General features: G+C 67.9%; 22 protein-coding genes and 1 riboswitch. Of the genes, 7 read left to right on the forward strand and 15 right to left on the reverse strand.

What is annotated here, in order from left to right; all coding sequences use genetic code 11:
• Positions 1-308: 308 nt before the first annotated feature.
• Entirely contained in the window at positions 309-1,670 is a 1,362-nt protein-coding gene (locus OG735_RS11660) for an NYN domain-containing protein (RefSeq protein ID WP_327323078.1), read from the reverse strand.
• A gap of 35 nt (positions 1,671-1,705) precedes the next feature.
• Positions 1,706-1,948, reverse strand: coding sequence for a hypothetical protein (locus OG735_RS11665; protein WP_327323079.1), 243 nt, complete (start codon positions 1,946-1,948; stop codon positions 1,706-1,708).
• Positions 1,949-2,098: 150 nt separating this feature from the next.
• Here OG735_RS11665 and OG735_RS11670 point away from each other — a divergent pair, with 150 nt between their 5' ends.
• Together OG735_RS11670 and OG735_RS11675 are read left to right on the forward strand one after the other, a co-directional pair.
• The gene (locus OG735_RS11670) at positions 2,099-2,824 is read left to right on the forward strand and encodes a rhomboid family intramembrane serine protease (RefSeq protein WP_327323080.1); all 726 of its coding nucleotides are present in this window, start codon (positions 2,099-2,101) and stop codon (positions 2,822-2,824) included.
• Positions 2,821-3,102 carry an Lrp/AsnC family transcriptional regulator gene (locus tag OG735_RS11675; protein ID WP_327323081.1) on the forward strand — a complete coding sequence of 94 codons (282 nt, stop codon included), beginning with the start codon at positions 2,821-2,823 and terminating at the stop codon, positions 3,100-3,102. The genes OG735_RS11670 and OG735_RS11675 overlap by 4 nt, the downstream gene beginning before the upstream one ends.
• 85 nt (positions 3,103-3,187) lie before the next feature.
• On the opposite strand, the gene OG735_RS11680 is transcribed toward OG735_RS11675, so the two are convergent.
• The 6 genes from OG735_RS11680 to ctaE all read right to left on the reverse strand — a co-directional run bounded on the left by OG735_RS11680 (position 3,188) and on the right by ctaE (position 10,413).
• Positions 3,188-4,603, reverse strand: coding sequence for an aminotransferase class V-fold PLP-dependent enzyme (locus OG735_RS11680; RefSeq protein ID WP_327323082.1), 1,416 nt, complete (start codon positions 4,601-4,603; stop codon positions 3,188-3,190).
• A gap of 207 nt (positions 4,604-4,810) precedes the next feature.
• Positions 4,811-4,928: riboswitch (SAM riboswitch) on the reverse strand.
• A gap of 108 nt (positions 4,929-5,036) precedes the next feature.
• Positions 5,037-6,101, reverse strand: a complete 1,065-nt coding sequence (gene trpD / locus OG735_RS11685) for an anthranilate phosphoribosyltransferase (RefSeq protein WP_327323083.1) — start codon at positions 6,099-6,101, stop codon at positions 5,037-5,039.
• 130 nt (positions 6,102-6,231) lie between these two features.
• Positions 6,232-7,860: a cytochrome bc1 complex cytochrome b subunit gene (qcrB, locus tag OG735_RS11690; protein ID WP_327323084.1), complete on the reverse strand. Its 1,629-nt coding sequence runs from the start codon at positions 7,858-7,860 to the stop codon at positions 6,232-6,234.
• Entirely contained in the window at positions 7,857-8,909 is a 1,053-nt protein-coding gene (gene qcrA / locus OG735_RS11695; protein ID WP_327323085.1) for a cytochrome bc1 complex Rieske iron-sulfur subunit, read from the reverse strand. The genes qcrB and qcrA overlap by 4 nt, the downstream gene beginning before the upstream one ends.
• On the reverse strand, positions 8,906-9,715 hold the full coding sequence (gene qcrC / locus OG735_RS11700; protein ID WP_327323086.1) for a cytochrome bc1 complex diheme cytochrome c subunit: 810 nt from the start codon (positions 9,713-9,715) through the stop codon (positions 8,906-8,908). The genes qcrA and qcrC overlap by 4 nt, the downstream gene beginning before the upstream one ends.
• A 77-nt stretch (positions 9,716-9,792) precedes the next feature.
• Positions 9,793-10,413 (reverse strand): aa3-type cytochrome oxidase subunit III, encoded by a 621-nt coding sequence (ctaE, locus tag OG735_RS11705; protein ID WP_327323087.1) that lies wholly within the window; start codon positions 10,411-10,413, stop codon positions 9,793-9,795.
• 170 nt (positions 10,414-10,583) lie between these two features.
• Between ctaE and OG735_RS11710 the strand changes: the two genes are divergently transcribed.
• Positions 10,584-10,985 carry a hypothetical protein gene (locus OG735_RS11710; protein ID WP_327323088.1) on the forward strand — a complete coding sequence of 134 codons (402 nt, stop codon included), beginning with the start codon at positions 10,584-10,586 and terminating at the stop codon, positions 10,983-10,985.
• A gap of 13 nt (positions 10,986-10,998) precedes the next feature.
• Here OG735_RS11710 and OG735_RS11715 read toward each other — a convergent pair whose 3' ends face one another.
• From OG735_RS11715 to ctaC, 4 genes are all read right to left on the reverse strand, one after another.
• Positions 10,999-12,252, reverse strand: a complete 1,254-nt coding sequence (locus OG735_RS11715) for a L,D-transpeptidase (protein ID WP_327323089.1) — start codon at positions 12,250-12,252, stop codon at positions 10,999-11,001.
• 118 nt (positions 12,253-12,370) lie between these two features.
• Complete coding sequence (locus tag OG735_RS11720) at positions 12,371-12,769, reverse strand: cytochrome c oxidase subunit 4 (RefSeq protein ID WP_327323090.1); 399 nt, start codon at positions 12,767-12,769, stop codon at positions 12,371-12,373.
• The gene (ctaD, locus tag OG735_RS11725) at positions 12,766-14,505 is read right to left on the reverse strand and encodes an aa3-type cytochrome oxidase subunit I (protein ID WP_327323091.1); all 1,740 of its coding nucleotides are present in this window, start codon (positions 14,503-14,505) and stop codon (positions 12,766-12,768) included. The genes OG735_RS11720 and ctaD overlap by 4 nt, the downstream gene beginning before the upstream one ends.
• Entirely contained in the window at positions 14,502-15,458 is a 957-nt protein-coding gene (ctaC, locus tag OG735_RS11730; protein WP_327323093.1) for an aa3-type cytochrome oxidase subunit II, read from the reverse strand. Before ctaC ends, ctaD begins: the two co-directional genes overlap by 4 nt.
• A gap of 249 nt (positions 15,459-15,707) precedes the next feature.
• Here ctaC and OG735_RS11735 point away from each other — a divergent pair, with 249 nt between their 5' ends.
• Positions 15,708-17,090, forward strand: a complete 1,383-nt coding sequence (locus OG735_RS11735; RefSeq protein WP_327323094.1) for a cysteine desulfurase/sulfurtransferase TusA family protein — start codon at positions 15,708-15,710, stop codon at positions 17,088-17,090.
• A gap of 20 nt (positions 17,091-17,110) precedes the next feature.
• Here the strand turns inward: OG735_RS11735 and OG735_RS11740 are convergent, their stop codons facing one another.
• Entirely contained in the window at positions 17,111-18,085 is a 975-nt protein-coding gene (locus tag OG735_RS11740) for a carbohydrate kinase family protein (protein WP_327323095.1), read from the reverse strand.
• Positions 18,086-18,215: 130 nt separating this feature from the next.
• Between OG735_RS11740 and OG735_RS11745 the strand changes: the two genes are divergently transcribed.
• Together OG735_RS11745 and OG735_RS11750 are read left to right on the forward strand one after the other, a co-directional pair.
• Positions 18,216-18,422 (forward strand): hypothetical protein, encoded by a 207-nt coding sequence (locus OG735_RS11745; RefSeq protein ID WP_327323096.1) that lies wholly within the window; start codon positions 18,216-18,218, stop codon positions 18,420-18,422.
• Positions 18,423-18,550: 128 nt separating this feature from the next.
• A complete protein-coding gene (locus OG735_RS11750; RefSeq protein WP_327323097.1) occupies positions 18,551-20,020 on the forward strand; it encodes a hypothetical protein in 1,470 nt (489 codons plus the stop codon).
• Positions 20,021-20,177: 157 nt separating this feature from the next.
• Here OG735_RS11750 and OG735_RS11755 read toward each other — a convergent pair whose 3' ends face one another.
• A complete protein-coding gene (locus tag OG735_RS11755) occupies positions 20,178-20,534 on the reverse strand; it encodes a HesB/IscA family protein (protein ID WP_030933606.1) in 357 nt (118 codons plus the stop codon).
• Between the two features lie 244 nt (positions 20,535-20,778).
• Here OG735_RS11755 and nadA point away from each other — a divergent pair, with 244 nt between their 5' ends.
• On the forward strand, positions 20,779-21,969 hold the full coding sequence (nadA, locus tag OG735_RS11760; protein ID WP_327323098.1) for a quinolinate synthase NadA: 1,191 nt from the start codon (positions 20,779-20,781) through the stop codon (positions 21,967-21,969).
• Positions 21,970-22,045: 76 nt separating this feature from the next.
• Here the strand turns inward: nadA and OG735_RS11765 are convergent, their stop codons facing one another.
• Positions 22,046-25,177 (reverse strand): efflux RND transporter permease subunit, encoded by a 3,132-nt coding sequence (locus OG735_RS11765; RefSeq protein WP_327323099.1) that lies wholly within the window; start codon positions 25,175-25,177, stop codon positions 22,046-22,048.
• Positions 25,178-25,228 lie beyond the last annotated feature (51 nt).

The raw sequence follows: 25,228 nt of genomic DNA on the forward strand, positions 1-25,228 counted from the left end.
TCTTCCTCGAGCCGCCTACCGGGCTGTGGGGGGTTGAATCCCCGGCGTCCGCACTTCATTTCCCTGGGAGAAAAAGGGATGAACTGTACGAACTCGGCGGTTCCTTCGCTGTCGCCCCGGATGGGCAATCAACCGCGCGAAGGTTCGAGGCCCGACCCTAGTGACCTTCTTGTGATCAGTTCAAATCCTGATGAGAAAAATCTGCTTCCCCGAGCACATTCTTTACATACATCACACGCGTAGTAGCGGCCACTTGACACTACGTCCGTCAGAGAAATAGCTAATTCGGGCATTTGGCGCAGCAGTTACTAGACGCGCGAAAGCCGCTTCAGCAACAAGGCGGACGCGACCGGCCTGGCGCCGGCCTTCGCCACTCCGTCGGCGACTTCGCGGTCGGTGGAGACCACCACCACGGGCCGGCCCGGCGGCTCCGCCCGTACCAGCTGACGGATCAGCTCGTCCGCGGTCACGCCCGCCTTCGAGAACAGCACCCGCACCCCGCGCGGCGGAGCCAGCAGCACCGGCGCCGCCAGCTCCGCACCGTCGAAGACACAGGTGATCTCGGCACCGGTCTGCGCCGCGAGCATCGAGAGCCCGCCGAGCAGCCGCAGTCGCTGCTTCTCCAACGGCATCGTCGGATAGCCGGTCTTGGTGACGTTGTAGCCGTCCACCACCAGATGCGCCTGCGGCAGCGCGAGCAGCTGCTCGAGCAGGGCGGGATCGGTCTCGGAAAGCGCACGGGCCGCGATGTCCTTGGGTGACATCCGGCCCGGCTCGACCGCGTCGACCGTGTCCGCGGGATGGATGCCGGCGGGCGGCAGGGCCAGCTCGCGGCGCAGCCCCTGGGCCGCGTCGAGCACCGTGTCCAGCAGCAGCCGCAGCCGCATGTCCTCGATCGAGCGGCCCTCGCGGGCGGCCCGGCGGCCGGCCTCCACGGTCGCGTCGGCCTCGGCGAGACGCGCCTTCAGCCGTCGGCCCTCGCTCTCGGCCGACGACACCTGGGCGGCAGCCTCCGACTTGATCGTCTCGGTCTCGGCATCCCTGCGGCGCAGCGCGGCCTCACCGCGTTTCACATCGCTCTGGGCACTGCGCAGCTTGCGGCGCAGCGCCTCGGCTTCCTTGCGGGCCGTCTCCAGCTCCGTACGCAGCCGCTCGGTCTCGCTCTTGATCTGACCGCGTGCCTCGGCGAGCTCCTCGCGCAGCCGCTCCAGCTCGCGCCTGCCCGCCTCGTCGGCGCGCTCGGCGTCCGCCCGCTGCGCCTCCTCGCCCGCGGCGGCGACGAGTTTCACCCATCCGGTGGGCCGCAGGACATAGGCGGCGGCCGCCACATCGACAGGATCGGCGGCCGCGGGCGGCGATCCGGACTCCAGCGCCCGGGACAGTTCGGGCTGGGCCTGGCTGAGCCGCTCGCCGATGCGCTGCCGGAAGACCGGGTCGCTCTCCAGCGCTGCGGCCATCGCATTACCGGCGTACTTGGCACGCCGGGTCGGGGTGAAACGGGCGTACTGTCTCAACTGGGCCGGAAGTTCGGCGACGGTCAGGCCGCCGAACGCGTCCGAGACCAGCGCCATGACCCTGCGCCGTACGCCTTCCGGCAGCGGGCGGTCGAGCGCCTCGGCGGCGTCACCGGCCGCACCGGCCGGCTCATCGCCGCTTGCAGGCTGCTCCACAATCCGTCACCCCACTACCCGTTCGGGCCGCTCCGTCAGGAAGCAGCGCCCGGCCTGTCCACCAGCTCGATCTGGTCCACCGCATTGCACCACCGGCAGCGCACCGACTCGATGGTCTCACTGACCACCTCGCGCTCCTCGACCGTCGGCTCTCCGGCCAGGTCCAGATGGACGTATTCGACGACCTTCGAGGAACGGGTGACATCGAAGCGGGTGAGGTTGCCGCAGAGCGTGCAGCGCCAGCGGGTCTCGGCCGTCGCCGGGGGAACCGTCGTCATCGTGCCGTCCTTTTTCGTGGTGCGAGTGCGGGTGCCGCTGTGCGCCGTCGAACTGCGGATGTACTGCCTGTAACCCTACGGCCTCGCGGGTCCCCGTTGACGCGGCGAGGCGCTCTGTACCGTTCAGCCCCACTACGCCATGCTCTGTCCATGATCGGTTGGTGGGGTGCGGTCCGGGGCGCGGCCTCGGGACCTGCGATGACGTACGGCGCGATCGCCGTCTGCTGCGCGGTGTTCGTCCTCAGCCCCGTCTCGGGACTCGATCCGGTGTACGGCACCGGTGACGCGCTGCTCTCCGCGCAGAGCACATACTTCGAGCGCTGGGGCGTGATCCCCGTCGACCTGATGAGCAGCTCCTCCTCCCGGGCGCTGATCACCCCCCTCACCGCCCTCTTCGTCCACGGCAGTTGGCTGCACCTGCTGGGCAACATGCTCTTCCTGTACGTATTCGGGGCGATGGCCGAGGAACGGATGGGGCAGCTGGAGTTCGCTCTCTTCTATCTGGGCTGCGGCTATCTGGCGCTGCTCGCCTACGCGGCGGCCAACGCCGGCTCCGAGCAGACCCTGGTGGGAGCCTCCGGGGCGATCTCGGGCGTGCTCGGCGCCTTCCTCTACCTCTTCCCGAAGGCCCGGGTCACCAGTCTCTTCCCGTTCCTCTTCTTCCTTCCGCTGCGCTTCCCCGCCTGGATCGTGCTGATCTTCTGGTTCGTCCTGCAATGGCTGGCGGCGCGGAGCGCGGGCAGTGGCCCGGGCGTCGCCTATCTCGCACATCTGGTGGGGTTCGGGACGGGCTTTTTCTACGCCTGGGGACGTTTCCGGCATGGGACTAGAGTGAAGGCCCAAGCAGCGGCCACCGAGGGAGAAAGCCAACCGTGATCACCGCGATCGTGCTCATCAAGACCAGCGTGGACCGGATCCCCGAGATCGCCGAGTCGATCGCCGCGCTGGACAGCGTCAGCGAAGTCTTCTCCGTCACCGGTACGTACGACCTCATCGCCATGGTGCGGGTGGCCAAGCACGACGATCTCGCGGATGTCATCCCCGGCCGGATCAGCAGGATCCCGGGCGTCGAGGGGACCGACACACATGTCGCCTTCCGTACGTACTCGCAGCACGACCTCGAGGCGGCCTTCGCGATCGGCCTCGACGCGTAACGCCTGCGACACGGCGAAGCCCCCGGACCGGCCGGGGGCTTCGTCGTCCGTTCGGGCTCGGACAGCCGGGCTCAGACGGCCGGGCTCAGACAGCCGGAACGCAGCGGCCGTCCTCCGTGCGGTAGTTCCACTGCGCACCGTCGCTGACGAGTTCCTTCACCGCACGTACGAAACGCTCCACATGCTCGTCCGGCGTACCGGCGCCGAAGCTGACCCGGATCGCGTTGAGCGAACGCTCGCCCGGCTCCGCCTCCGGCGCGCCGCACTCGCCCGGGTCCTGCGGGTCGCTGCCCAGCAGGGTCCGCACCAGCGGGTGGGCGCAGAAGAGTCCGTCCCGTACCCCGATGCCGTACTCCGCCGAGAGCGCGGCCGCGAAGTGCGAGCTGTTCCAGCCCTCGACGACGAAGGAGATGACGCCGACGCGCGGCGCATCGTCCCCGAAGAGCGAGAGCACCTTGACCTGCTCCACCTCCGCCAGACCCGTACGGACCTTGGCGACCAGCTGCTGCTCACGGGCGACGAGGCTGTCGAAGCCGGCCTCGGTGAGCGCCTTGCAGGCGGAGGCGATGGAGTACACGCCGATGACGTTCGGCGAACCGGCCTCGTGCCGGGCGGCCGTGGTGTGCCAGTCGACATCCACGCCGCCGTCCGTACGCCGGGCGACCTTGCGGGACGCACCGCCGCCCGCGAGGTACGGCTCCGCGTCCTGCAGCCAGTCCGCGCGGCCCGCGAGCACACCCGAGCCGAACGGCGCGTACAGCTTGTGCCCGGAGAAGGCGACCCAGTCGACGTCCAACTCCTGTACGGAGACCGGGTGGTGGGGCGCGAGCTGAGCGGCGTCGAGCACGATCCGCGCGCCATGGGCATGGGCAGCGGCCGCCAGCTCCTTGACCGGCCACAGCTCACCGGTGACATTCGACGCTCCGGTCACACAGACCAGGGCGGGCCCGTACTCCTCGCCGGCAGATGCGGTGCGGTCGGCGAGCGCGCGCTCCAGCGTCCCGACGGCCTCGGCCGGCGTACGCGGCGCGTTGAGGTAGGTCACCCGGGCGTCGCGCCACGGCAGCAGCGAGGCGTGGTGCTCGGTCTCGAAGACGAAGACCTGGCAGTCGGCGGGGAGCGCGGCGGCCAGCAGGTTCAGCGAGTCGGTGGTGGACCGGGTGAAGACGACCTGGTCGCCGGCGCGGCAGTCGAGGAACTCCGCAACCGTCGCGCGGCTGTTCTCGAAGAGGTCGGTGGAGAGCTGCGAGAGGTACCCGGCGCCGCGGTGCACGCTGCCGTAGTAAGGGGCGTAGGCGGCCACGTCGTCCCACACCCGCTGCAGGGCCGGGGCGCTCGCCGCGTAGTCGAGGGCCGCGTACGTGACCTCGCCGCCGGTGACGAGCGGAACGGTCACATCGCGGCCGAGGACCGGAAGCGGCGCTGCGCAGGCGGGGTCGGCGGACTCGGAGGAAGCAGCGGTGGCGGTGGCGGTCTCAACGGTGTTCGGGCGTGCGGACATGGCGGTATCTCCCGGCAGGACAAGGCGGAATGGCTTCGACGAACCCGCACGGCAGCCAGGTGAAGGCTCTGTGTACGGGGATTGCCCTCGCATGTCACGGCGATCGCGTGAAGTGAGGGTCTGCTGAAGAAGGGGCTGATCAGCCCTATCGCATTCGCTTGCTCACGAGACTGCTCCCTTGAGGACCAGGACCCCAGGGTGTGCAGGGGTCCGCGCTTGCCGTAGACCTCTCTGCCTACGGCCTGGTCTTCACCCGGGGCACCCCGCCACGGACGGAGGGTTGCCGGACAGCGAGCCGGGGCCTAAATCGCTGTCACTCATGACCTTGAAGAGCATCCTGCCATACGACCCACAACGCGCAAGGCGCGGTCCAGTTCCTGAGACAGGGAAGGGAACCGCGCCTTGCGTCGCGCCACTGCGGGCTCAGGCGTTCTCAGGCGTTACTGGCGGCGATCCACCGCTCGAGTGCCGCTTTGGCCGCGCCCGAGTCGATCGAAGTGGCGGCCTTGGCGATGCCCGCCGCGAGCTGCTCGTTCAGGCTGCGGTCCGTCGGCTCCAGCGCCACCAGAGCCGCAGCCGCGTTGAGCAGCACCGCGTCCCGTACGGGCCCGCCCTCGCCGCTCAGCAGCCGGCGCGCGACATCGGCGTTGTACGAGGCGTCCGCGCCCCGCAGGGCCTTCACGGGCACCATGTCGATGCCGACGTCCCGGGGGTCGAAGGCCTCCTCGCGCACCGCCCCGTCCCGCACCACCCACACCCGGGAAGTGGCCGTCGTCGTCAGCTCGTCCATACCGTCGTCGCCGCGGAAGACCAGCGCCGAGGAGCCGCGCTCGGCGAGCACCCCGGCCAGGATCGGCGCCATCCGGGCGTCCGCGACACCGGTGGCCTGGGCCTTCACCCTCGCCGGGTTGGTGAGCGGGCCGAGGAAGTTGAACGTGGTGCGGATACCCAGCTCCTTGCGGGCGGCCGCCACATGCCGCAGCGCCGGGTGGAACTTCACCGCGAAGCAGAAGGTGATCCCCGCTTCTTCCGCGACCTCGGCCACCCGCTGCGGGGTGAGCTCGAGATTGACGCCGAGCTTCTCCAGTACGTCGGAGGCGCCGCTCGCCGATGACGCGGCGCGGTTTCCGTGCTTGACGACCTTCGCGCCCGTTCCGGCGACGACGATCGCGGACATCGTGGAGATGTTCACGGTCTTGGCGCCGTCACCGCCCGTGCCGACGATGTCGACGCTGGGGCCCGGCACCTCGATCAGGTTCGCGTGCTCGTACATGGTCCGTACGAGACCGGAGATCTCCTCGACCGTCTCGCCCTTGGCCCGCAGCGCGACCGCGAAACCGGCGATCTGGGCGTTGGTCGCCTCGCCGCTGAGGATGCGGTCCATGGCCCAGGCGGTGGCGTCGGCGCCCTGGTCACGGTTGCTGAGAAGAGCTTCCAGTACGCGGGGCCAGGAGAGGTCCGCCACGCTGTCGCCGCCAACCGGGGTCACAACGTTCATGGTCCACTCCAGGGTCCACAGCCGAATAGGGATGGGTCCACCCTATCCAGCCCCGCAGACGGCGAAGAGCCCCGTCCATCGAGTGGACGGGGCTCCCGCTGTGGCGATCAGCTCGGATCGTCAGGGGCGATCAGTGGTGGCCGTGGCCGCTGGTGATCTCCTGGTACTCCTCGCCGGTCGGCTTGGGGATCTGGTTCCCCTCGCCGTAGTAGCCCTTGCTGAGCTTGGCCCTGAGCTTCTGCAGCCGGCTCACCTTGCGCTCGACACCGTTCTCGTCAACCGTCGGGCCGATCTCGGCGGGCCTGTACTGGTGGTGCGCCGTGAGCGTGTGCAGCTGCCCCTGCGAGAGCGGCTCGTGGATCTCGACGAACTCACCGTGCGGCAGCCGCTTGATGATGCCGGACTCGCGCCCGTGCAGCACCTTGTCGTGGTCACGCCGCTGCAGACCCAGGCAGATCCGCTTGGTGATGACGAAGGCGATGACCGGGGCGACGAAGAAGGCGATCCGGGCGAACCAGGTGATGCTGTTGATCGACAGGTGGAAGAAGACGGCGAACAAGTCGTTGCCACCGGCGATCAACAGAATGACGTACCAGGTCAGCCAGGCCACACCGAAAGCCGTACGGGTCGGGGCGTTGCGCGGGCGGTCCAGGATGTGGTGCTCGCGCTTGTCCCCGGTGATCCAGGATTCGATGAACGGGTAGACCGCGATCGCGACCAGGATCAGCGGGAAGATCATCAGCGGTACGAACACACCCAGAGCGAGTGTATGTCCCGCGAAATTGATCTCCCAGCCGGGCATCGCACGGATCAGGCCCTCGGAGAAGCCCATGTACCAGTCCGGCTGTGCGCCGGTGGAGACCTGGTCCGGGCGGTACGGGCCGAGCGCCCAGATCGGGTTGATCGAGGCGATGGCCGCGAGGACCGAGATGACACCGAAGACCAGGAAGAAGAAGCCTCCGGCCTTGGCCATGTAGACCGGCAGCAGCGGCATGCCGACGACGTTCTTGTTGTTCCGGCCGGGGCCCGCGAACTGCGTGTGCTTGTGGAAGAAGACCAGGATCAGGTGCGCCACCAGCAGGCCCATCATGATGCCCGGCAGCAGCAGGATGTGGATCGAGTAGAACCTGGCGACGAAGTCACCGCCCGGGAACTCACCGCCGAACAGGAACATCGACATGTACGTGCCGACGATCGGCATCGACAGGATCGCGCCTTCCATGAAGCGCACACCTGTACCGGAGAGCAGGTCGTCCGGGAGCGAATAGCCGGTGAAGCCGGTGAACATGCCGAGCACCAGCAGCAGGAAGCCGAAGAGCCAGTTGATCTCGCGCGGCTTGCGGAAGGCGCCCGTGAAGAAGACGCGCATCATGTGCACGAGCATGGCCGCGACGAAGATCAGCGCCGCCCAGTGGTGGATCTGCCGGATCAGCAGACCACCGCGGACGTCGAAGCTGATGTCCAGGGTCGAGGCATACGCCTCGGACATCCGGATGCCCTGCATCGGGACATACGTGCCGTGGTACTCCACCTCGTTCATGCTCGGGTGGAAGAACAGCGTGAGATACACACCCGTGAGGATGATGATGATGAAGCTGTAGAGCGCGATCTCACCCAGCATGAAGGACCAGTGGTCCGGGAAGATCTTCCGCATGTTGGCCTTGGCCAGGGAGTAGATCCCGAGCCGGCCGTCCGCCCAGTCGGCGACCCGCTCACCTGCGGGCGCCTTGCGGTTCTTGTCGTCGCTCGCAGTACTCATCCGCGCTCCCAGAAGGAAGGACCGACGGGCTCGTCGAAGTCGCCGAGCGCCTCGAGGTTTCCATCGTCATTCACACCGATCCGCAGCTGCGGAAGGGCGTGACCGGCCGGGCCGAAGATGACGCGGGCGCCGTCGGAGAGGTCGAAAGTGGACTGGTGGCACGGGCAGAGCACGTGGTGCGTCTGCTGCTCGTACAGGCTGATCGGGCAGCCGACGTGCGTGCAGATCTTGGAGAACGCCACGATGCCGTCGTGTGACCACTCGAGCTCGCGCTTGTCCTTGATCTCGTCCGGCTGGATCCGGACGATCATCAGGGCCGCCTTGGCGATCTGCTTCTGGAAGTCCTCCGCGTGCTCCTCCAGGCCCTCGGGCATGGCGAAGGTGAGCGAACCCACGGCGACGTCCTCGGGACGCAGCGGCTCATGGGTGTTCATGTTGATGAGCTGCTTGCCCTTGGCCCACATCGTCTTGCGGAGCTTCTGCTCGGGCAGCGGCCCGAGGTCCCGCAGCAGCATCAGACCGGAGAGCGGCACCAGGGCCAGCGCGCCGAACATGGTGTTGCGGATCAGCTTGCGCCGGCCGAAGCCGGACTCCTCCGCGCCCGCGGCGAAGTCGGCCATGACCTTGGCCCTGACCTCGGGCTCGGCCGCGATGGGGTGACGCTCGTCGGCGACCTCCACATCGGACATCAGGGTGCGGGCCCAGTGGACCGCTCCCGCGCCGATGCTGAAGAGCGCCACACCGAGGGTGATACCCAGGGAGAAGTTGAGCGCGCTCACATGCCCGAACGGGAAGATGAAGACGATCTTGTCGACCGGGAAGATCACGTACGACGCGATGAAGCCGATCGTGGCCAGCATCGACAGCGTGAACATGAAGGCGACAGCACGCTCGGAGCGCCTGGCGGCCCGCTCGTCGATGTCCTGGATGCGCGGCTTGTGGGCCGGCAGCCCCGGGTCCGCGAACGGATCGTCCGCGACCTTTACCGCGCCGTGCGCGGAGCCCTGCTCTGTCGGCAGGTTCTCTTCTGGATTCTCTTGGCTGCTCATGACTTCTTGGCCTTAGCGGTGTGGGCCGCGACCCAGATGGCGACTGCGATCAGCGCACCCAGACCGAAGATCCAGCCGAACAGACCCTCGCTGACGGGGCCGAGGCCACCGAGCTTGAGACCGCCGGGGCTCTCGGAGTCGTCGCCGTTCACCGTCTTGATGTACGCGATGATGTCCTGCTTCTCCTTCTCCGGCAGCGTGGTGTCGGGGAAGGAGGGCATGTTCTGCGGGCCGGTCTGCATGGCCTCGTAGATGTGCTTGGGGTCCACGCCCTCAAGGTTCGGGGCGTACTTGCCGTTGGTCAGGGCACCGCCCTCACCCGTGAAGTTGTGGCACTGGGCGCAGTTGGTACGGAACAGGTCGCCACCCCTGGCGATGTCCGCACCTTCCGGGCTGTACTGCTTCTCGGTCGGCCTGATCGGGCCGGCGCCGAGGGAGGCCACGTAAGCCGCGAGCTGGTCGATCTCGCTCTGCGAGTAGATGACCTTCTTCGCCGGCACCTGGGCGCCGGGCTGCTGGGCGGGCATCCGGCCCGTGCCGACCTGGAAGTCGACAGCGGCGGAGCCCACGCCGACGATGCTCGGGCCGTCAGAGGTCCCCTGTCCGCCGGTCCCGTGGCAGCTGGCGCAGCCGACGGTGTAGAGCTTCTGGCCCTCCTCGATGGCGAGGGACTGGGCGGTTTCATCGGCCTGCGCCTTGTCCGCGGGTGCGAACGCGGCGTACAGCCCCCCAGTGGCCGCCAGCGCGAGGAGTAGGACGACGACCGCCGTCAGCGGATGGCGTCGTCGTGCGGAGAGCTTTTTCACGGATTACCCCGGTGTCAGGATCTTCTGCGTCGATGCTTCTGGACTGTGTCTGCTTCAGGCAACCAGTGCCTGCGCCGTTACTTGATCATGTAGATCGTGGCAAAGAGGCCGATCCAGACGACATCGACGAAGTGCCAGTAGTAGGACACGACGATGGCGGCGGTTGCCTGCTCGTGCGTGAATCTCCTCGCCGCGTACGTCCTGCCGAGTACCAGCAGGAACGCGATGAGGCCGCCCGTCACGTGCAGGCCGTGGAAGCCGGTGGTCAGGTAGAACACCGAGCCGTACGGGTCGGAGGACAGCGAGAGGCCGTCCTTCTTGACCAGTTCGGTGTACTCGAAGACCTGACCGCCGATGAAGATCGCACCCATCACGAATGTGATCGAGAACCAGGTGCGGAGCTTCTTCACATCGCCCCGCTCCGCGGCGAAGACGCCGAGCTGGCAGGTGAGGGAGGAGAGCACCAGGATCGTGGTGTTCGTCGCGGAGAACGGGAAGTTCAGGGCCGAAGCCATTTCCTTCCAGTGCTCGGCGCCCGTCACCGATCGCAGGGTGAAGTACATCGCGAAGAGGGCCGCGAAGAACATCAGCTCGGAACTCAGCCAGATGATGGTTCCGACGCTGGTGAGGTTCGGCCGATTGACCGACGGGTGCGCGTGCCCGGTTTCTACTGTCGTTGCTGTCGCCACGACCGACATTATGTCGGTCGCTTATCCCGCCCTCACCCCGGGGGGTGCCGTTCGGTGTGTCAGTGGGGTGTGTCCTGCCCGAACGGCCCATCGAAGCGGTGTCCGAACCGCTGTTGACAGGCAGTCGGACGGAGTAGCATCCGCCGCATCGGTTCCTGATCCAACGAGGCGGAGGAACAATGCAGGCGACTGCCACGGTGCTGGTCTACAGCGATGACTCGGGCACCCGCGAGCAGGTGCGGTTGGCAGCGGGACGCAGGCCGGCCGCCGATCTGCCGCCGGTGGAGTTCCTGGAGTGCGCGACCCTGCCTGCCGTCCTGAAAGCGCTGGACGAGGGCGGTGTCGATGTCTGCGTACTGGACGGCGAGTCGGTTCCCGCGGGCGGTATGGGCGTCTGCCGGCAGATCAAGGACGAGATCTTCAACTGCCCGCCCGTACTGCTGCTGATGGGCCGCCCGCAGGACGCCTGGCTGGCCACCTGGAGCCGTGCGGAGGCCGCGGTGACCCTTCCGGTCGAGCCGGTGGAGTTCGCGGACTCCCTGGCCGCCCTGCTGCGCCGCAGGCTCGCTGTTCAGGCCTGAGGCCCCGGCCGGGTCAGACCTGGGGACGCAGTCGCGCCGCGTCGTCGGGGCTGCTGCCGTCCCTGGTCCCGGCCACCAGGGCACTGCCCTTGCGCCATGTGTCCCAGGACAGGTTCCAGTCGCCGAAGCCGTTGCCGAAGGGGTCCATTTCGGCGCCGGCGCTGTTGATGACCTTGACTATGTCGCCCTCGCGCACGGTCTTGTAGAACCAGGCGGCATTGCTCGTGGACATCCCGGTGCAGCCGTGGCTGACGTTCGCGTACCCCTGTGAGCCGACGGACCACGGCGCGGCGTGGACGTACTCACCGCTCCAGGTGACGCGGGTCGCGTAGTAGACGGACAGGTCGTACGATTCCGAGCTGCCCGCGGAGATACCGATGCTGGTGCCGCGCATCCGTACGAAGTACTCCTTGCCGAGCACGACCTTGATTCCGTTCCGGGTGGAGAAGCCGGGCTTGCCGGTGGTCACCGGAATGGTGTTGATCACTTCTCCGTTGCGCTTGACCGTCATCTGGTGCGCGCCGGCGTCGGTTATGGCCTCTATTCGGTCCCCGATGGTGAGTTTCAGCGGCTGCGAGGCGCCGCCGTAGAGCTTGTCGGCGACCTTGACGCCCTGGAGGTTGCTGACCGCGCTGACGGTCGCGCCTGCGGGCCAGTACTCCTTCGGGCGGAAGTGCAGCTTCTTGTCGTCCACCCAGTGCCAGGTGCCCTCCACCGCGGGCGTGGACTCGACCTTCAGGGCGCTTTCGACGACCGCCCTGGCCGCCTTGTCCCTGACCGGGGCGGTGAGCTCCGCGGTGATGGGCTGGCCGACCCCGTACGTGCCCGCCTTCGGGCCGAATTGGACGGTCAGGAGCTTCTTGGAGGGCGCGGTCTCAAAGGTGATCGTCCGGGTGCCCGGGTAGCCGTCCTCGTCCTCCATGGAGACCTTCGCGGTGTACTTGGCGCCGGCCGACAGGGGCGCTGTGGAGCGCCAGCGGCCGCCGTCCGCGGAGAGCTCTCCGGCGAGGTGGTGGCCCCGTTCGTCGGTCACCATGACATCGGTGATCCGGCCGTCACTGCCGTCGACGGTGATCTCGAGAGGCTTGTCCGGGTCCGCTTTGGCGCTGTCGGACGGCGCGTTCAAGGAGATCTGTTCCGCCGCGTCGTACGGCTTCGCGGCGAGCGGGTTGCCGTCGGAACCGAAGCACGCGGCCGCGCCCGCCCCGAGGGACACGACCAGCAGGGTGCAGCTGACGACGGTGCGTATGTGCGGGGTGTGGTTCATAAGCACACGTTATGAAGATCGGTCAATAACGGCGCGCCGGGTGACTGCAAACGAGGGCCCGGATCCCTCTCAGGAGTGAGTGGGATCCGGGCCCGGCCCGTGTGCTGCTGACGCGGTGTTACTGGTTCTGGTTCTCACCGCGGTAGAACTCGAACACCCAGCCGAACAGGCCGACCAGGATGACCGGGGCGGAGAAGTACAACAGCCACCAGCCGAAGACGACGCCCATGAAGGCCAGCGCGCCACCGATGCCGAGCGCGAGCGGCTGCCAGCTGTGCGGGGCGAAGAACCCCACCTCGCCGGCCTCGTCCGCCACGTCGGCCTCCTTGTCGTCCTGGGCCATGGCGTCCACTCGCCGGGCCGTGAAGGCCAGGTAGTAGCCGATCATGACGCTCAGGCCGAAGGCCAGGAAGAGCGCGGTGGTACCGGCCGGCTCCTTCGACCACACGCCGTACAGGATGGCGACGGCGAGGATGAAGACGCTCAGCCAGAGGAACATCTTGCCTTGGATCTTCACTTGCCGTCCTCCTTGTCACCGGTAAGGACGCTGGCTCCGTGACCGCCGTGCTCGAGCTGGTCGAGAGCGGCGATCTCCGGGTGGTGCAGGTCGAACGCCGGGGATTCGGAACGGATCCGCGGCAGGGTGAGGAAGTTGTGCCGCGGCGGCGGGCAGGACGTCGCCCATTCGAGCGAACGGCCGTAGCCCCACGGGTCGTCGACCTCGATCTTCTTGCCGTACTTGGCCGTCTTCCAGACGTTGTACATGAACGGCAGGACCGACAGACCGAGCAGGAACGAACTGATCGTGGAGATGGTGTTCAGCGTGGTGAAGCCGTCGGCGGCGAGGTAGTCCGCGTAGCGACGCGGCATGCCCTCGGCACCCAGCCAGTGCTGCACCAGGAACGTGCCGTGGAAGCCGATGAACAGCGTCCAGAAGGTCATCTTGCCGAGCCGCTCGTCCAGCATCTTGCCCGTGAACTTCGGCCACCAGAAGTGGAATCCGGCGAACATCGCGAAGACGACGGTGCCGAAGACGACGTAGTGGAAGTGCGCGACGACGAAGTACGAGTCGGAGACGTGGAAGTCCATCGGCGGCGAGGCCAGGATGACGCCGGTCAGTCCACCGAAGGTGAAGGTGACCAGGAAGCCGATCGTCCAGAGCATCGGTGTCTCGAAGGACAGTGAGCCCTTCCACATGGTGCCGATCCAGTTGAAGAACTTCACACCGGTCGGTACCGCGATCAGGAAGGTCATGAAGGAGAAGAACGGCAGCAGGACGCCGCCTGTGACGTACATGTGGTGCGCCCACACCGTCACGGACAGGCCCGCGATGGCGATCGTCGCGGCCACCAGACCGATGTAGCCGAACATCGGCTTTCGGCTGAAGACCGGAATGATCTCGGAGACGATGCCGAAGAAGGGCAAGGCGATGATGTACACCTCTGGATGGCCGAAGAACCAGAAGAGGTGTTGCCAGAGCAGGGCCCCGCCGTTGGAGGCGTCGAAGATGTGCGCACCGAATTTACGGTCCGCCTCCAGCGCGAAGAGCGCGGCGGCCAGCACCGGGAAGGCGAGCAGGACCAGCACACCGGTCAGCAGCACGTTCCAGACGAAGATCGGCATCCGGAACATCGTCATGCCGGGGGCTCGCATGCAGATGATCGTGGTGATGAAGTTGACCGAACCGAGGATGGTGCCGAAGCCGGAGAAAGCCAGACCCATGATCCACATGTCGGCGCCGACGCCCGGCGAACGGACCGCGTCCGACAGCGGGGAGTAGGCGAACCAGCCGAAGTCGGCCGCACCCTGCGGGGTGAGGAAGCCGGCCACCGCGATCAGCGAGCCGAAGAGGTACAGCCAGTACGCGAACATGTTCAGCCGCGGGAACGCCACATCGGGCGCGCCGATCTGCAGCGGCATGATCCAGTTCGCGAATCCGGCGAAGAGCGGCGTCGCGAACATCAGCAGCATGATCGTGCCGTGCATCGTGAACGCCTGGTTGAACTGCTCGTTCGACATGATCTGCGTGCCGGGACGGGCCAGCTCGGCGCGCATGAAGAGCGCCATCAGGCCGCCGATGCAGAAGAACGCGAACGACGTGACCAGGTACATCGTGCCGATGGTCTTGTGATCGGTGGTGGTCAGCCAACTCACGATCACAGTACCCGGCTGCTTGCGCCGTACCGGCAGCTCGTTCTCGTACGAGTCGTCAGCTGCTGCGGCGGCACCCTGAGGTTCGTTGAGGATGCTCACAGTTTGTTCGTCTCCGAGTTCCGGGCCGGGTCCGTCAGCTCAATGCCCGACGGGATGTAGCCGGTCTGCCCCTTCTCCGCCAGCTCCTTCAGATGCTGCTGGTAGCGCTCCGGGGAGACGACCTTGACGTTGAAGAGCATCCGGGAGTGGTCGACGCCGCAGAGCTCGGCGCACTTGCCCATGAAGGTGCCCTCATGGTTCGGAGTCACCTCGAAGGTGTTGGTGTGGCCCGGGATGACGTCCTGCTTCATCAGGAAGGGGATCACCCAGAAGGAGTGGATGACGTCACGAGAGGTCAGGATGAACCGGACCTTCTCTCCCTTGGGCAGCCAGAGCGTCGGGCCCGGGTTTCCGGTCTGCGGGTTCCGGGTGCCGGGGATGCCGGCGTCGTAGACGCCGCCCGCGGCCGCCGGGAAGTCCTCGCGGAACCTGTCGGGGATGGCGCCCAGGCTCTTGTTGGTCTTGGCGTCTCCCGAGGAGCCTTCGACGTTCTCGATGTAGTTGAAGCCCCAGCTCCACTGGTAGCCGACCACGTTGACCGTGTGGGCGGGCTTGGAGAGAGCCAGGAGCTTCGACTCGTCACGCGCGGTGAAGTAGAAGAGCACCGAAACGATGATGAGCGGAACAACCGTGTACAGCGCCTCGATGGGCATGTTGTACCGGGTCTGCGGGGGTACCTCCACCTTGGTGCGGCTGCGCCGGTGGAAAATGACACTCCAAATGATCAGACCCCACACCAGCGCGCCCGTGATGAGCGCTGCCGCCCACGAGCCCTGCCAGAGGGAGAGGATCCGAGGGGCCTCTTCCGTTACCGGGGTGGGCATACCCAGGCGGGGGAAGTCCTCATATGTGCAACCGGAGGCGGTCGCCAGGACTACACCCGCGGTCAGCACCTGGAGCAGCTTCCGCCGCATCGGGCGCCGCGACGAGCGGTCGGAGCCGTTGGGACTCACGTAGCGCCTTCCCGAGAGTCTCGGCCCGCGCGGCATGCCGCGGCCGTCTCACTGGTCGGTCGCCGGCCCTGACGCGGGCAGGGGTTTGGATGTTTATGCGGACCAAACCCTACTGGACGCTATTTGGGGTCGCGCGGGGAGGGTGCCCAACGCGCCGCCCGACTCCCCGAAGGGGTGGAATCCCCCCGGAATCCCGGCCTCCGGCAGGCATCTGACGGCCCCTCCGCGCACGGGGGTTAGCGTGGCAGGGTGCCCTACTTCGACGCCGCATCCTCCGCTCCCCTGCACCCGGTTGCCCGGCAGGCCCTACAGGCATCCCTGGACGAGGGCTGGGCCGATCCGGCCCGGCTCTACCGTGAGGGGCGGCGCGCCCGGCTGTTGTTGGACGCCGCGCGGGAGGCGGCGGCGGAGGCGGTGGGCTGCCGTCCGGACGAGCTGGTCTTCACCCCTTCGGGGACGCACGCGGTTCACCTGGGAATTTCCGGCGCTCTCGCGGGCCGTCGGCGTGTCGGGCGCCACCTGGTCGTTTCCGCGGTCGAGCACTCCTCGGTGCTCCATGCGGCGGCCGCGCACGAGGCGGTGGACGGCACCGCGGTGACCGAGGTCCCGGTGGACCGGGCCGGAGCGGTCTCTCCTGCCGTGTACGCCGCCGCGCTGCGTGAGGACACCGCGCTGGCCTGTCTGCAGTCGGCCAACCATGAGGTGGGTTCCGAGCAGCCGGTGGACCTGGTCGCCGAGGCGTGCCGGACGGCCGGGGTGCCGCTGCTGGTGGACGCGGCGCAGTCGCTCGGCTGGGGGCCGGTGGAGGGTGACTGGTCACTGCTCGCGGCGAGTGCCCACAAATGGGGTGGTCCTGCGGGAGTCGGACTGCTCGCCGTGCGCAAGGGTGTCCGGTTCGCCCCACAAGGGCCCGCCGACGAGCGGGAGTCGGGGCGGACGGCCGGCTTCCAGAACATCCCGGCGATCGTGGCGGCCGCGGCCTCACTGCGGGCGGTGCGGGCGGAAGCGGCGGACGAGGCGGTACGGCTGCGGGCCCTGGTGGACCGGATCCGGGCCCGTGTCCCGGAGCTGGTCCCGGATGTGGAGGTGGTCGGCGATCCGGTGCGCCGGCTCCCCCATCTCGTCACCTTCTCCTGTCTCTATGTCGACGGAGAGACTCTGCTGCACGAGCTGGACCGGGCGGGTTTCTCGGTCTCGTCGGGGTCCTCCTGCACGAGCAGCACGCTGACGCCGAGCCATGTGCTGCGGGCGATGGGTGTGCTGTCGGAGGGAAACGTCCGTGTCTCGCTCCCTCTCGGTACGACCGAGGTGGAGGTGGACCGCTTTCTCGAGGTGCTGCCGGGGGTGGTGGCCGGGGTGCGCGAGCGGCTCGGGGCGCCCGTCGCGGCCACCGGGACCGGTACGGAGGCGTCGCTGGTCGTGGACGCGCTCGGCAAGCTGTGCCCGATCCCGGTGATCGAGCTGGCGAAGGTGATCGGGGACGTACCGGTCGGTGGCACGGTGACGGTCCTCGCGGACGACGAGGCGGCACGCCTGGACATTCCGGCGTGGTGCGAGATGCGGGACCAGGAGTACGTGGGCGAGCGGCCGGCGGACCGGGGCGTGGCCTATGTGGTCCGCCGGCGCTCGTAAGTGCTGATCGGGACTGCTGATCAGGCGATGTACGTCCGGACCTCGGCCGCGGCCTCGTGGCCGTACGCCTTGGTGAAGCGGTCCATGAAGTGGGCGCGGCGCAGGGTGTACTCCTGGGTGCCCAGGGTCTCGATGACCAGGGTCGCCAGCATGCAGCCGATCTGAGCCGCGCGCTCCAGGCTCACACCCCAGGACAGGCCCGAGAGGAAGCCCGCGCGGAACGCGTCGCCGACGCCGGTCGGGTCGACCTTGGCCTCCTCCTCCGCGCAGCCCACCTCGATCGCGCCCTGACCGGCCTGCTCGATACGGACGCCGCGCGAGCCGAGCGTGGTGACGCGGTGGCCGACCTTGCCCAGGATCTCCTCGTCGGTCCAGCCGGTCTTGGACTCGATGAGCCCCTTCTCGTACTCGTTGGAGAAGAGGTAGGTGGCGCCGTCGAGGAGAGTACGGATGTCGTCGCCGCTCATCCGCGCGATCTGCTGGGAGAAGTCCGCGGCGAACGGGATGGAGCGGGTCTTGCACTCCTCGGTGTGGCGGAGCATCGCCTCGGGGTCGTCCGCGCCGATCAGTACCAGGTCGAGGCCGCCGACCCGGTCGGCGACCTTCTTGAGCTCGATCTGACGGGCCTCGCTCATCGCGCCCGTGTAGAAGGAGCCGATCTGGTTGTGGTCGGCGTCCGTCGTGCAGACGAAGCGGGCGGTGTGCAGGACCTCGGAGATACGGACCGAGCCGGTGTCGACGCCGTGCCGGTCGAGCCAGGCGCGGTACTCGTCGAAGTCGGCTCCGGCCGCGCCGACCAGGACGGGCCTGGTGCCGAGCTGGCCCATACCGAAGCAGATGTTGGCGCCGACACCGCCCCTGCGCACGTCGAGGTTGTCGACGAGGAAGGAGAGGGAGACCGTGTGCAACTGGTCGCCGACCAACTGGTCGGCGAAGCGGCCGGGGAAGGTCATGAGGTGGTCGGTGGCAATGGAGCCGGTGACTGCGATTCGCACGGCGAGGACGCTCCTGTGGCGGGGTGGCGTTGACAGTTAACGCTACCGGGTCGAAGCACCTGTCCTGAAGTGCGGAAACTACCCGATAGTAGGGCTTTTCTCCTGGGCTACCGACTCGTACGGTGCGAATATGACGAAGCACATCGCCCCGCGCGAGCAGCGAGAGTCCGAGATCAGCCTGGCCCAGCTGCGCGGTGACTGCGCACGGATGGCTCCGCACTGGGTGGTGCCCGCGGCCACTGTGCCCGCGCCCGTGCCGCCGTCCCGTATCCATGGTGTCGTAGTTCCGGCCGCTTCCGCCCGCCTGATCGACGCAATGTCCGAATACGGCGACTGACGCGGTACGGCAACTGACGCAATACGGCGGCTGACGCGCAAGAGGCGCACGGAGGGGAACCGTGCGCTCCCCCGCTCCGTCCCATCCGTGCCCCCGGCAGAAGGGGGCATGAGACAAGGAGCGATGCGGTGAGCAGTACGGAGCGACCCCCCAACAGCGCGGACAGCCCGAACCGCCGGCGTTCCCCGCTCGCCGTCGCCTCGGTGGCGGCGGCGGTGCTGGTCGCGGGAGGCGGTACGTACTTCGCGACGGCCGGCTTCGGTGGCGGCGGCAGCGCGGACACCCAGAGCGGCGCGCCACGCGATATGGCACCGCCACTGCTCTCGCTGGACACCTCTGCGGGCAGCGGCGGCCCCGGCATCGCGCCCGGCGAGCCCGACCCCAATGGCGGGATCGTCTACCGGGCCGAGGGCAAGCTGCCGGACGGTCCGGATTCCGCCCCTGTCTACCGTACGAACGGAGCTGTCACCGAGGCCGAGGTGACCCGGCTGGCGAAGGCGCTCGGGCTGCCGGGCACACCGCGACCGGTCGGCCCGGCCTGGAAGATCGGCGCCGAAAAGGATGGCGCGGGCCCGCTGCTCCAGGTCAACCAGCAGGCGCCGGGCACCTGGACGTTCGCCCGGTTCGGGGCTTCGCCGGGCGGTGACAACTGCCTGAAGGGCAAGGCGTGTCCCTCGCGCGGCGCGCCGGGGGAGGCGGGGAGGGCTGCCGAGGGCCCCGCGGTGAGCGAGGAGGCCGCGAAGAAGGCCGCCGCTCCCGTGTTGAAGGCGGTCGGCCAGAGCGACGCCGAGCTGGATGCCCGCCAGCTGATGGGCGCGGTACGGGTGGTGAATGCCGCTCCGGCGGTCGGCGGGCTGCCGACGTATGGCTGGACGACCGGGATCCAGGTCGGTGCGGACGGTCAAGTGGTCGGCGGTAGCGGGCAGTTGAAGAAGCCCGAGAAGAGCGACGAGTATCCGGTGGTCTCGGCCCAGGAGGCGCTGAAGCAGCTGAACAAGGCCGGTGAGGGCGCGGGCCCGATCGGGATCGGCGGTTGTGCCACCCCGGTGCCGGTGGAGGGCGAGCAGAAGCCCGCGGCGCCGTGCGAGCCGAAGAGCAAGGCGGCCGGTCCTGAGCGGCTGACGGTCGGCAAGGCCGTTTTCGGGCTGGCAGCACAGTACGTGGACGGACGGCAGGTGCTCGTACCGTCATGGCTGTTCGAGGTGAAGCCGACGGGCGGCGCCCAGCCGTTCACGGTCACCCAGACGGCGGTGGACCCGAAGTTCCTGTCGAAGTCCGCACCGCCGAAGCGGAACATCAAGCCGACCCAGCCGCAGAAGGATCCTGTAGCGGGGTCCGAGCGGGGCATCACGTCGTACAGCGTGAACGGGCGGGTTCTGTCCGTGACGTTCTGGGGTGGCGTGTGCAGCGACTACGCGGCGACGGCGAGCGAGAGCGACAGCCAGGTGAAGGTCCGGGTCGTCGAGTCGCATCCCGACCCGAAGCGGATCTGCGTCATGATCGCGAAGGAGCTGACGGAGAAGGTGACGCTGGACAAGCCGCTGGGCGACCGGAAGGTCGTGGACGCGGAGACGGGCAAGGCCGTCCCGCTGAAGTAGCACATGTGACGTAGACACGTGCTTTCCGGAGCGGCGTCCGACAGACGCCGGACAGACACCGAGCAGACGACACACCGAACAGACGAGACGCCGGACAGGCGAAGGCGGCGGCTCCCGGAGATCGGGGCCGCCGCCTTTCGCCCGACTGGGCTCAGCTTTAGCTGAAGGAGTCGCCGCAGGCGCAGGACCCGGTGGCGTTCGGGTTGTCGATGGTGAAGCCCTGCTTCTCGATCGTGTCGACGAAGTCGATGGAGGCGCCGCCCAGGTAGGGAGCGCTCATCCGGTCGGTGACGACCTTGACGCCGTCGAAGTCCTTCACGACATCGCCGTCGAGCGAACGCTCGTCGAAGAACAGCTGGTAGCGCAGACCCGAGCAGCCACCGGGCTGAACGGCGACGCGCAGCGCCAGGTCGTCCCGGCCTTCCTGCTCCAGCAGGCCCTTGACCTTGGCTGCGGCGGCGTCGGACAGGAGGATGCCGTCGCTCACGGTGGTGGTCTCGTCCGATACGGACATCTGCTTCTCTCCCGGGTTGTACGGAGACTGCTTGCCGACGATTGCAACCGGCGTGGCCGCGGATTCATTCCGGGGCCGAGGGCATGTTGTTCCCTTTCATGCTCGCACACCGGATCAACGGGGGCACCGACCTGTGGACGGGGGGTGCGTCACATGGACGCTATGGCCATCGTCAAAGTGACGTGAAGCGGTTATGATAGATAGCGTCAAATAGACGAGAAGGTCTGTCTGCAGAAAAGAAAGGGTGCGTGTCGTGACCACCGCCCAAGCCCGCCCGGAGCTCGACGTCCAGCCGACGCCGCTCGCCCTGCTGCTGCTCGGCCGCGAGGCCGACCCCAGGAGCGAGCGCGGTGTGGAGTGCCCCGGCGACCTGCCCTCCCCGTCCGACCCGGACCTGGTGGAGCGCGCTCGTGCAGCCAAGGAGAAGCTCGGGGACAAGGTCTTCGTCCTGGGGCACCACTACCAGCGCGACGAGGTCATCCAGTTCGCGGACGTGACCGGGGACTCCTTCAAGCTGGCCAAGGACGCCGCGGCGCGGCCGGAGGCCGAGTACATCGTCTTCTGCGGTGTGCACTTCATGGCCGAGTCTGCGGACATCCTGACCTCGGACGACCAGAAGGTCGTACTGCCCGACCTGGCCGCCGGCTGTTCGATGGCCGACATGGCCACCGCGGAGCAGGTCGCCGAGTGCTGGGACGTGCTGACCGAGGCCGGCATCGCGGAGCAGGTCGTGCCCGTGTCGTACATGAACTCCTCGGCCGACATCAAGGCCTTCACCGGCAAGCACGGCGGGACGATCTGTACATCGTCGAACGCGAAGCGGGCGCTGGACTGGGCCTTCGAGCAGGGCGAGAAGGTGCTGTTCCTGCCCGACCAGCACCTGGGGCGCAACACCGCGGTGCGGGAGATGGGGATGTCGCTCGACGACTGCGTCCTCTACAACCCGCACAAGCCGAACGGCGGGCTGACGGTTGAGCAGCTGCGCAACGCGAAGATGATCCTGTGGCGCGGGCACTGCTCGGTGCACGGTCGCTTCTCGCTGGACTCGGTCAACGATGTGCGGGAGCGGATCCCGGGCGTGAATGTCCTCGTCCACCCCGAGTGCAAGCACGAGGTCGTGTCGGCCGCGGACTACGTCGGCTCGACGGAGTACATCATCAAGACGCTGGAGGCGGCTCCGGCCGGCTCGAAGTGGGCGATCGGCACAGAGCTCAACCTGGTCCGCCGGGTCGCGAACGCGCACCCCGACAAGGAGATCGTCTTCCTCGACAAGACGGTGTGCTTCTGCTCGACGATGAACCGCATCGACCTGCCCCACCTGGTGTGGGCGCTGGAGTCGCTGGCGGAGGGGAATCTGGTGAACCGGATCCAGGTCGACAGGGAGACGGAGAGCTTCGCGAAGCTGGCGCTGGAGAGGATGCTGGCGCTGCCGTAGCGGTGGGCTCGGACCACAAACAGGGGGTGCCCCCGGCCGTTCCGGCCGGGGGCACCCCTGCTTTGTCCGGGACGGCTCAGACCTGGGCCGGTTCCTGGGCGGCGCGCTCCGAGTCCGCCTCGCTCTGCGGGGCGGGGGACTTGGACGCGCGCTTCGCTGCCTTCTTCGTGGCGCGGCGCTCCTTGCGGAGTTCCACCATCGCGTACAGCGTCGGGACCAGCAGCAGCGTCAGCAGCGTCGAGGTGATCAGGCCGCCGATCACCACCACCGCCAGCGGCTTGGCAATGAAGCCGCCCTCTCCCGTGACGCCCAGGGCCATCGGGAGCAGCGCGAAGATCGTCGCCAGGGCTGTCATCAGGATCGGGCGCAGCCGGTGGCGGCCGCCCTCGACGACCGCTTCCACCACGCCCAGGCCCTGGGCCCGGTACTGGTTGATCAGGTCGATCAGCACGATCGCGTTGGTGACCACGATGCCGATGAGCATCAGCATGCCGATCATCGCCGGGACACCCATCGGTGTGCCCGTGACGATCAGCAGGCCGATCGCGCCCGTCGCCGCGAAGGGGATCGAGACGAGCAGGATCAGCGGCTGGACCAGCGAGCGGAACGTCGCGACCAGCAGCATGAAGACGATCGCGATCGCCGCCAGCATCGCCAGGCCCAGCGAGGCGAAGGCATCGTCCTGGTCGGAGGAGACACCACCGATGGTGGCCGTGGCACCGTCGGGGAGGTCCAGCGACTTGAGCTTGCTCTGGAGCGACGCGCTCACCGCGCCCGTGTTGTCACCGGTCGGCTTCGCCGTGATCGTCGCGGCCCGCGAGCCGTCGATCCGCGTCATCGAGACCGGTCCCGGGACCAGCTTCACATCGGCGATGTCACCGAGCTTGACCGGACCCAGGGCGAGGTTACGAAGGTCCGACAGCGTCTTCGCCGGCTTCGCCGAGGTGATCACGACATCGCGCTCGGTGTCGTCCAGGATCGCCTTGGCCGACGGAGTGCCGCGTACCGCCTGGCCGACGGCCAGACCCAGCGTGGTCTCGTTGAAGCCCGCTTCCGCCGCCTTCTCGTTCGCCTTGACCGAGATCCGCGGGATGCTCTGCGCCAGGTCGCTCTGTACGTCGGTGACGTCGTCGAGCTTCGCCACCTCGGCCCGTACCGCCTCGGACGCCTTCTTCAGCGTGTCCGCGTCGGACGCCTTCACCACGACGCTCAGGTTCTGGTTGCCGAAGCCGTCGCCCGCCGCGATCGTCGTGTCGCCGATGCCGTCGAGCTTGCCGAGCTCCTCGTCGATACGGTCGCGGGTCTTCTCGTACGACGACGCGTCCTTCAGGGTCAGCTGGTAGGAAGCCTGGTTGGCACCCGTACCGCCGCCGAAGGCCGCCATGAAGCCGGAGGAGCCGACCGTGACCTGGTAGTCCTTGATCTCGTCGATTCCGTCGAGGACCTTCTCGAACTTCTTCGCGGAGGCGTCCGCCGCCTCCAGGCTGGTGCCGGGGGCCAGCTCCTGCTTGACGGACATGACCTCCTGCTCGCCCTGGTCGAAGAAGTTCGTCTTCAGCAGTCCGGCCATGCCGAAGGTGCCGAAGAGCACGACGAGCGCGAGGACGACGCTGGTGAGGCGGCGACGGGTCGCGAAACGCAGCACCGGGACGTACATCCGCTGCAGCGGGCTGCGCGCCTCCTTCTCCTCCGCCTTGCGCCGGGCCTCGTCCGGGTCGATGCCCCGTACGGCCTTCGGGGCGCGCAGGAACCAGTACGACAGGACGGGGACGACGGTCAGCGAGACCAGCAGCGAGGCCAGCAGGGCCGCGGTGATGGTCAGCGAGAACGAGCCGAAGAGCTCCCCGACCATGCCGCCCACCAGACCGATGGGCAGGAACACGGCGACGGTCGTCAGCGTCGAGGAGGTGACGGCGCCCGCCACTTCCTTCACCGCGGTGATGATGGCCGCCTGCCGCTCCTCGCCGTAGCCGAGGTGCCGCTTGATGTTCTCCAGAACCACGATCGAGTCGTCGACGACCCGGCCGATCGCGATGGTCAGCGCGCCCAGCGTGAGCATGTTGAGCGACAGGTCACGCGTCCACAGCACGATCAGCGCGAGGACGACCGAGAGCGGGATGGAGACCGCCGTGACCAGCGTGGAGCGGAGCGAGGCCAGGAAGACCAGGATCACGATGACCGCGAAGAGCAGTCCGAGCGCGCCCTCGGTGGTCAGACCGGAGATCGACTTGGAGACGGCAGGGCCCTGGTCGGAGACGACGGTCAGCTGAGCGCCGGAGCCGAGGGCCTTGCGGAGCTCGGGCAGTTTCTCCTTGACCGCGTCGGAGATGGCGACGGCACTGCCGTCCTTGTCCATGGTGGCGAGGACGGCGAGGCTCGGCTTACCGTCCGTACGCGTGATGGAGACCCGCTGGGACTCCTCCTGCTTCACCGTGGCGATGTCACCGAGGCGTACCGGCTTGCCCTTCTCGGGGGACACGCGCAGGTCCTCGATCTGCTTCAGCGTGGTGAAACCGCCGCCGACCTGGACCGTACGGCTCTTGCCGTCCTCGGAGAAGGAGCCGGCCGGCAGCGTCGCGCCGCCCGCCTTGAGCGCCTCGGCGAGCGCCATGGTGTTCAGCCCGGCCGAGGCGAGCTTCTTGTCGTCGGGGGTGACGGAGACCTGGAGGTCCTGGACGCCGTCGACGGAGACCTGGCCGACGCCGTCGATGTCCTCGATCGCCGGGACGACGGTGCGCTCCAGCTGGTCGTTGAGCGCCTGCTGGTCCTTGTCGGAGGTGATGGCGAGGACAACGGTCGGGATGTCGTCCGTCGAACCGGCGACGACCTGCGGGTCGACGTCGTCGGGCAGCTGGGTACGGGCCCGGTTCACGGCCTGCTGCACATCGGCGACGAGTTGCTTGGTGCCGTCCCCGTAGTCGAAGCTGGCCATGATCACGGCGTTGCCCTCACTCGCCGTGGAGGTGATGCCCTTGATTCCGTCGACGGCCTTGATGGTGCTCTCGAGCGGTTCGACGACCTGCTTCTCGACCACATCGGGAGACGCGCCCTGGTACGGGGCCAGCACCGACACCATCGGCAGTTCGATGGAGGGCAGCAGCTGCTGCTTGAGCTGCGGGATGGCGATCGCTCCGAAGGCGATCGCGACGATCGACATCAGGCCGATCAGGGCTCGTTGCGACAGGCTGAATCTGGACAGCCAGGACATGGTGTCTCTCTTCTGTGGCTTACGCGGCAGGAAGGACAAGAGGGCACAGCC

Origin of the sequence: Streptomyces sp. NBC_01210, from assembly GCF_036010325.1 — a bacterium.
Classification (GTDB): domain Bacteria; phylum Actinomycetota; class Actinomycetes; order Streptomycetales; family Streptomycetaceae; genus Streptomyces.

What these genes read in the sequence shown, in the direction of transcription:
- OG735_RS11665 (WP_327323079.1), bottom strand. Translation starts at nt 1,948, where the DNA reads ATGACGACGGTTCCCCCGGCGACGGCCGAGACCCGCTGGCGCTGCACG.
- OG735_RS11670 (WP_327323080.1), top strand. Translation starts at nt 2,099, where the DNA reads ATGATCGGTTGGTGGGGTGCGGTCCGGGGCGCGGCCTCGGGACCTGCG.
- OG735_RS11680 (WP_327323082.1), bottom strand. Translation starts at nt 4,603, where the DNA reads ATGTCCGCACGCCCGAACACCGTTGAGACCGCCACCGCCACCGCTGCT.
- trpD (WP_327323083.1), bottom strand. Translation starts at nt 6,101, where the DNA reads ATGAACGTTGTGACCCCGGTTGGCGGCGACAGCGTGGCGGACCTCTCC.
- qcrB (WP_327323084.1), bottom strand. Translation starts at nt 7,860, where the DNA reads ATGAGTACTGCGAGCGACGACAAGAACCGCAAGGCGCCCGCAGGTGAG.
- qcrA (WP_327323085.1), bottom strand. Translation starts at nt 8,909, where the DNA reads ATGAGCAGCCAAGAGAATCCAGAAGAGAACCTGCCGACAGAGCAGGGC.
- ctaE (WP_327323087.1), bottom strand. Translation starts at nt 10,413, where the DNA reads ATGTCGGTCGTGGCGACAGCAACGACAGTAGAAACCGGGCACGCGCAC.
- OG735_RS11710 (WP_327323088.1), top strand. Translation starts at nt 10,584, where the DNA reads ATGCAGGCGACTGCCACGGTGCTGGTCTACAGCGATGACTCGGGCACC.
- OG735_RS11715 (WP_327323089.1), bottom strand. Translation starts at nt 12,252, where the DNA reads ATGAACCACACCCCGCACATACGCACCGTCGTCAGCTGCACCCTGCTG.
- OG735_RS11745 (WP_327323096.1), top strand. Translation starts at nt 18,216, where the DNA reads ATGACGAAGCACATCGCCCCGCGCGAGCAGCGAGAGTCCGAGATCAGC.
- OG735_RS11755 (WP_030933606.1), bottom strand. Translation starts at nt 20,534, where the DNA reads ATGTCCGTATCGGACGAGACCACCACCGTGAGCGACGGCATCCTCCTG.
- OG735_RS11765 (WP_327323099.1), bottom strand. Translation starts at nt 25,177, where the DNA reads ATGTCCTGGCTGTCCAGATTCAGCCTGTCGCAACGAGCCCTGATCGGC.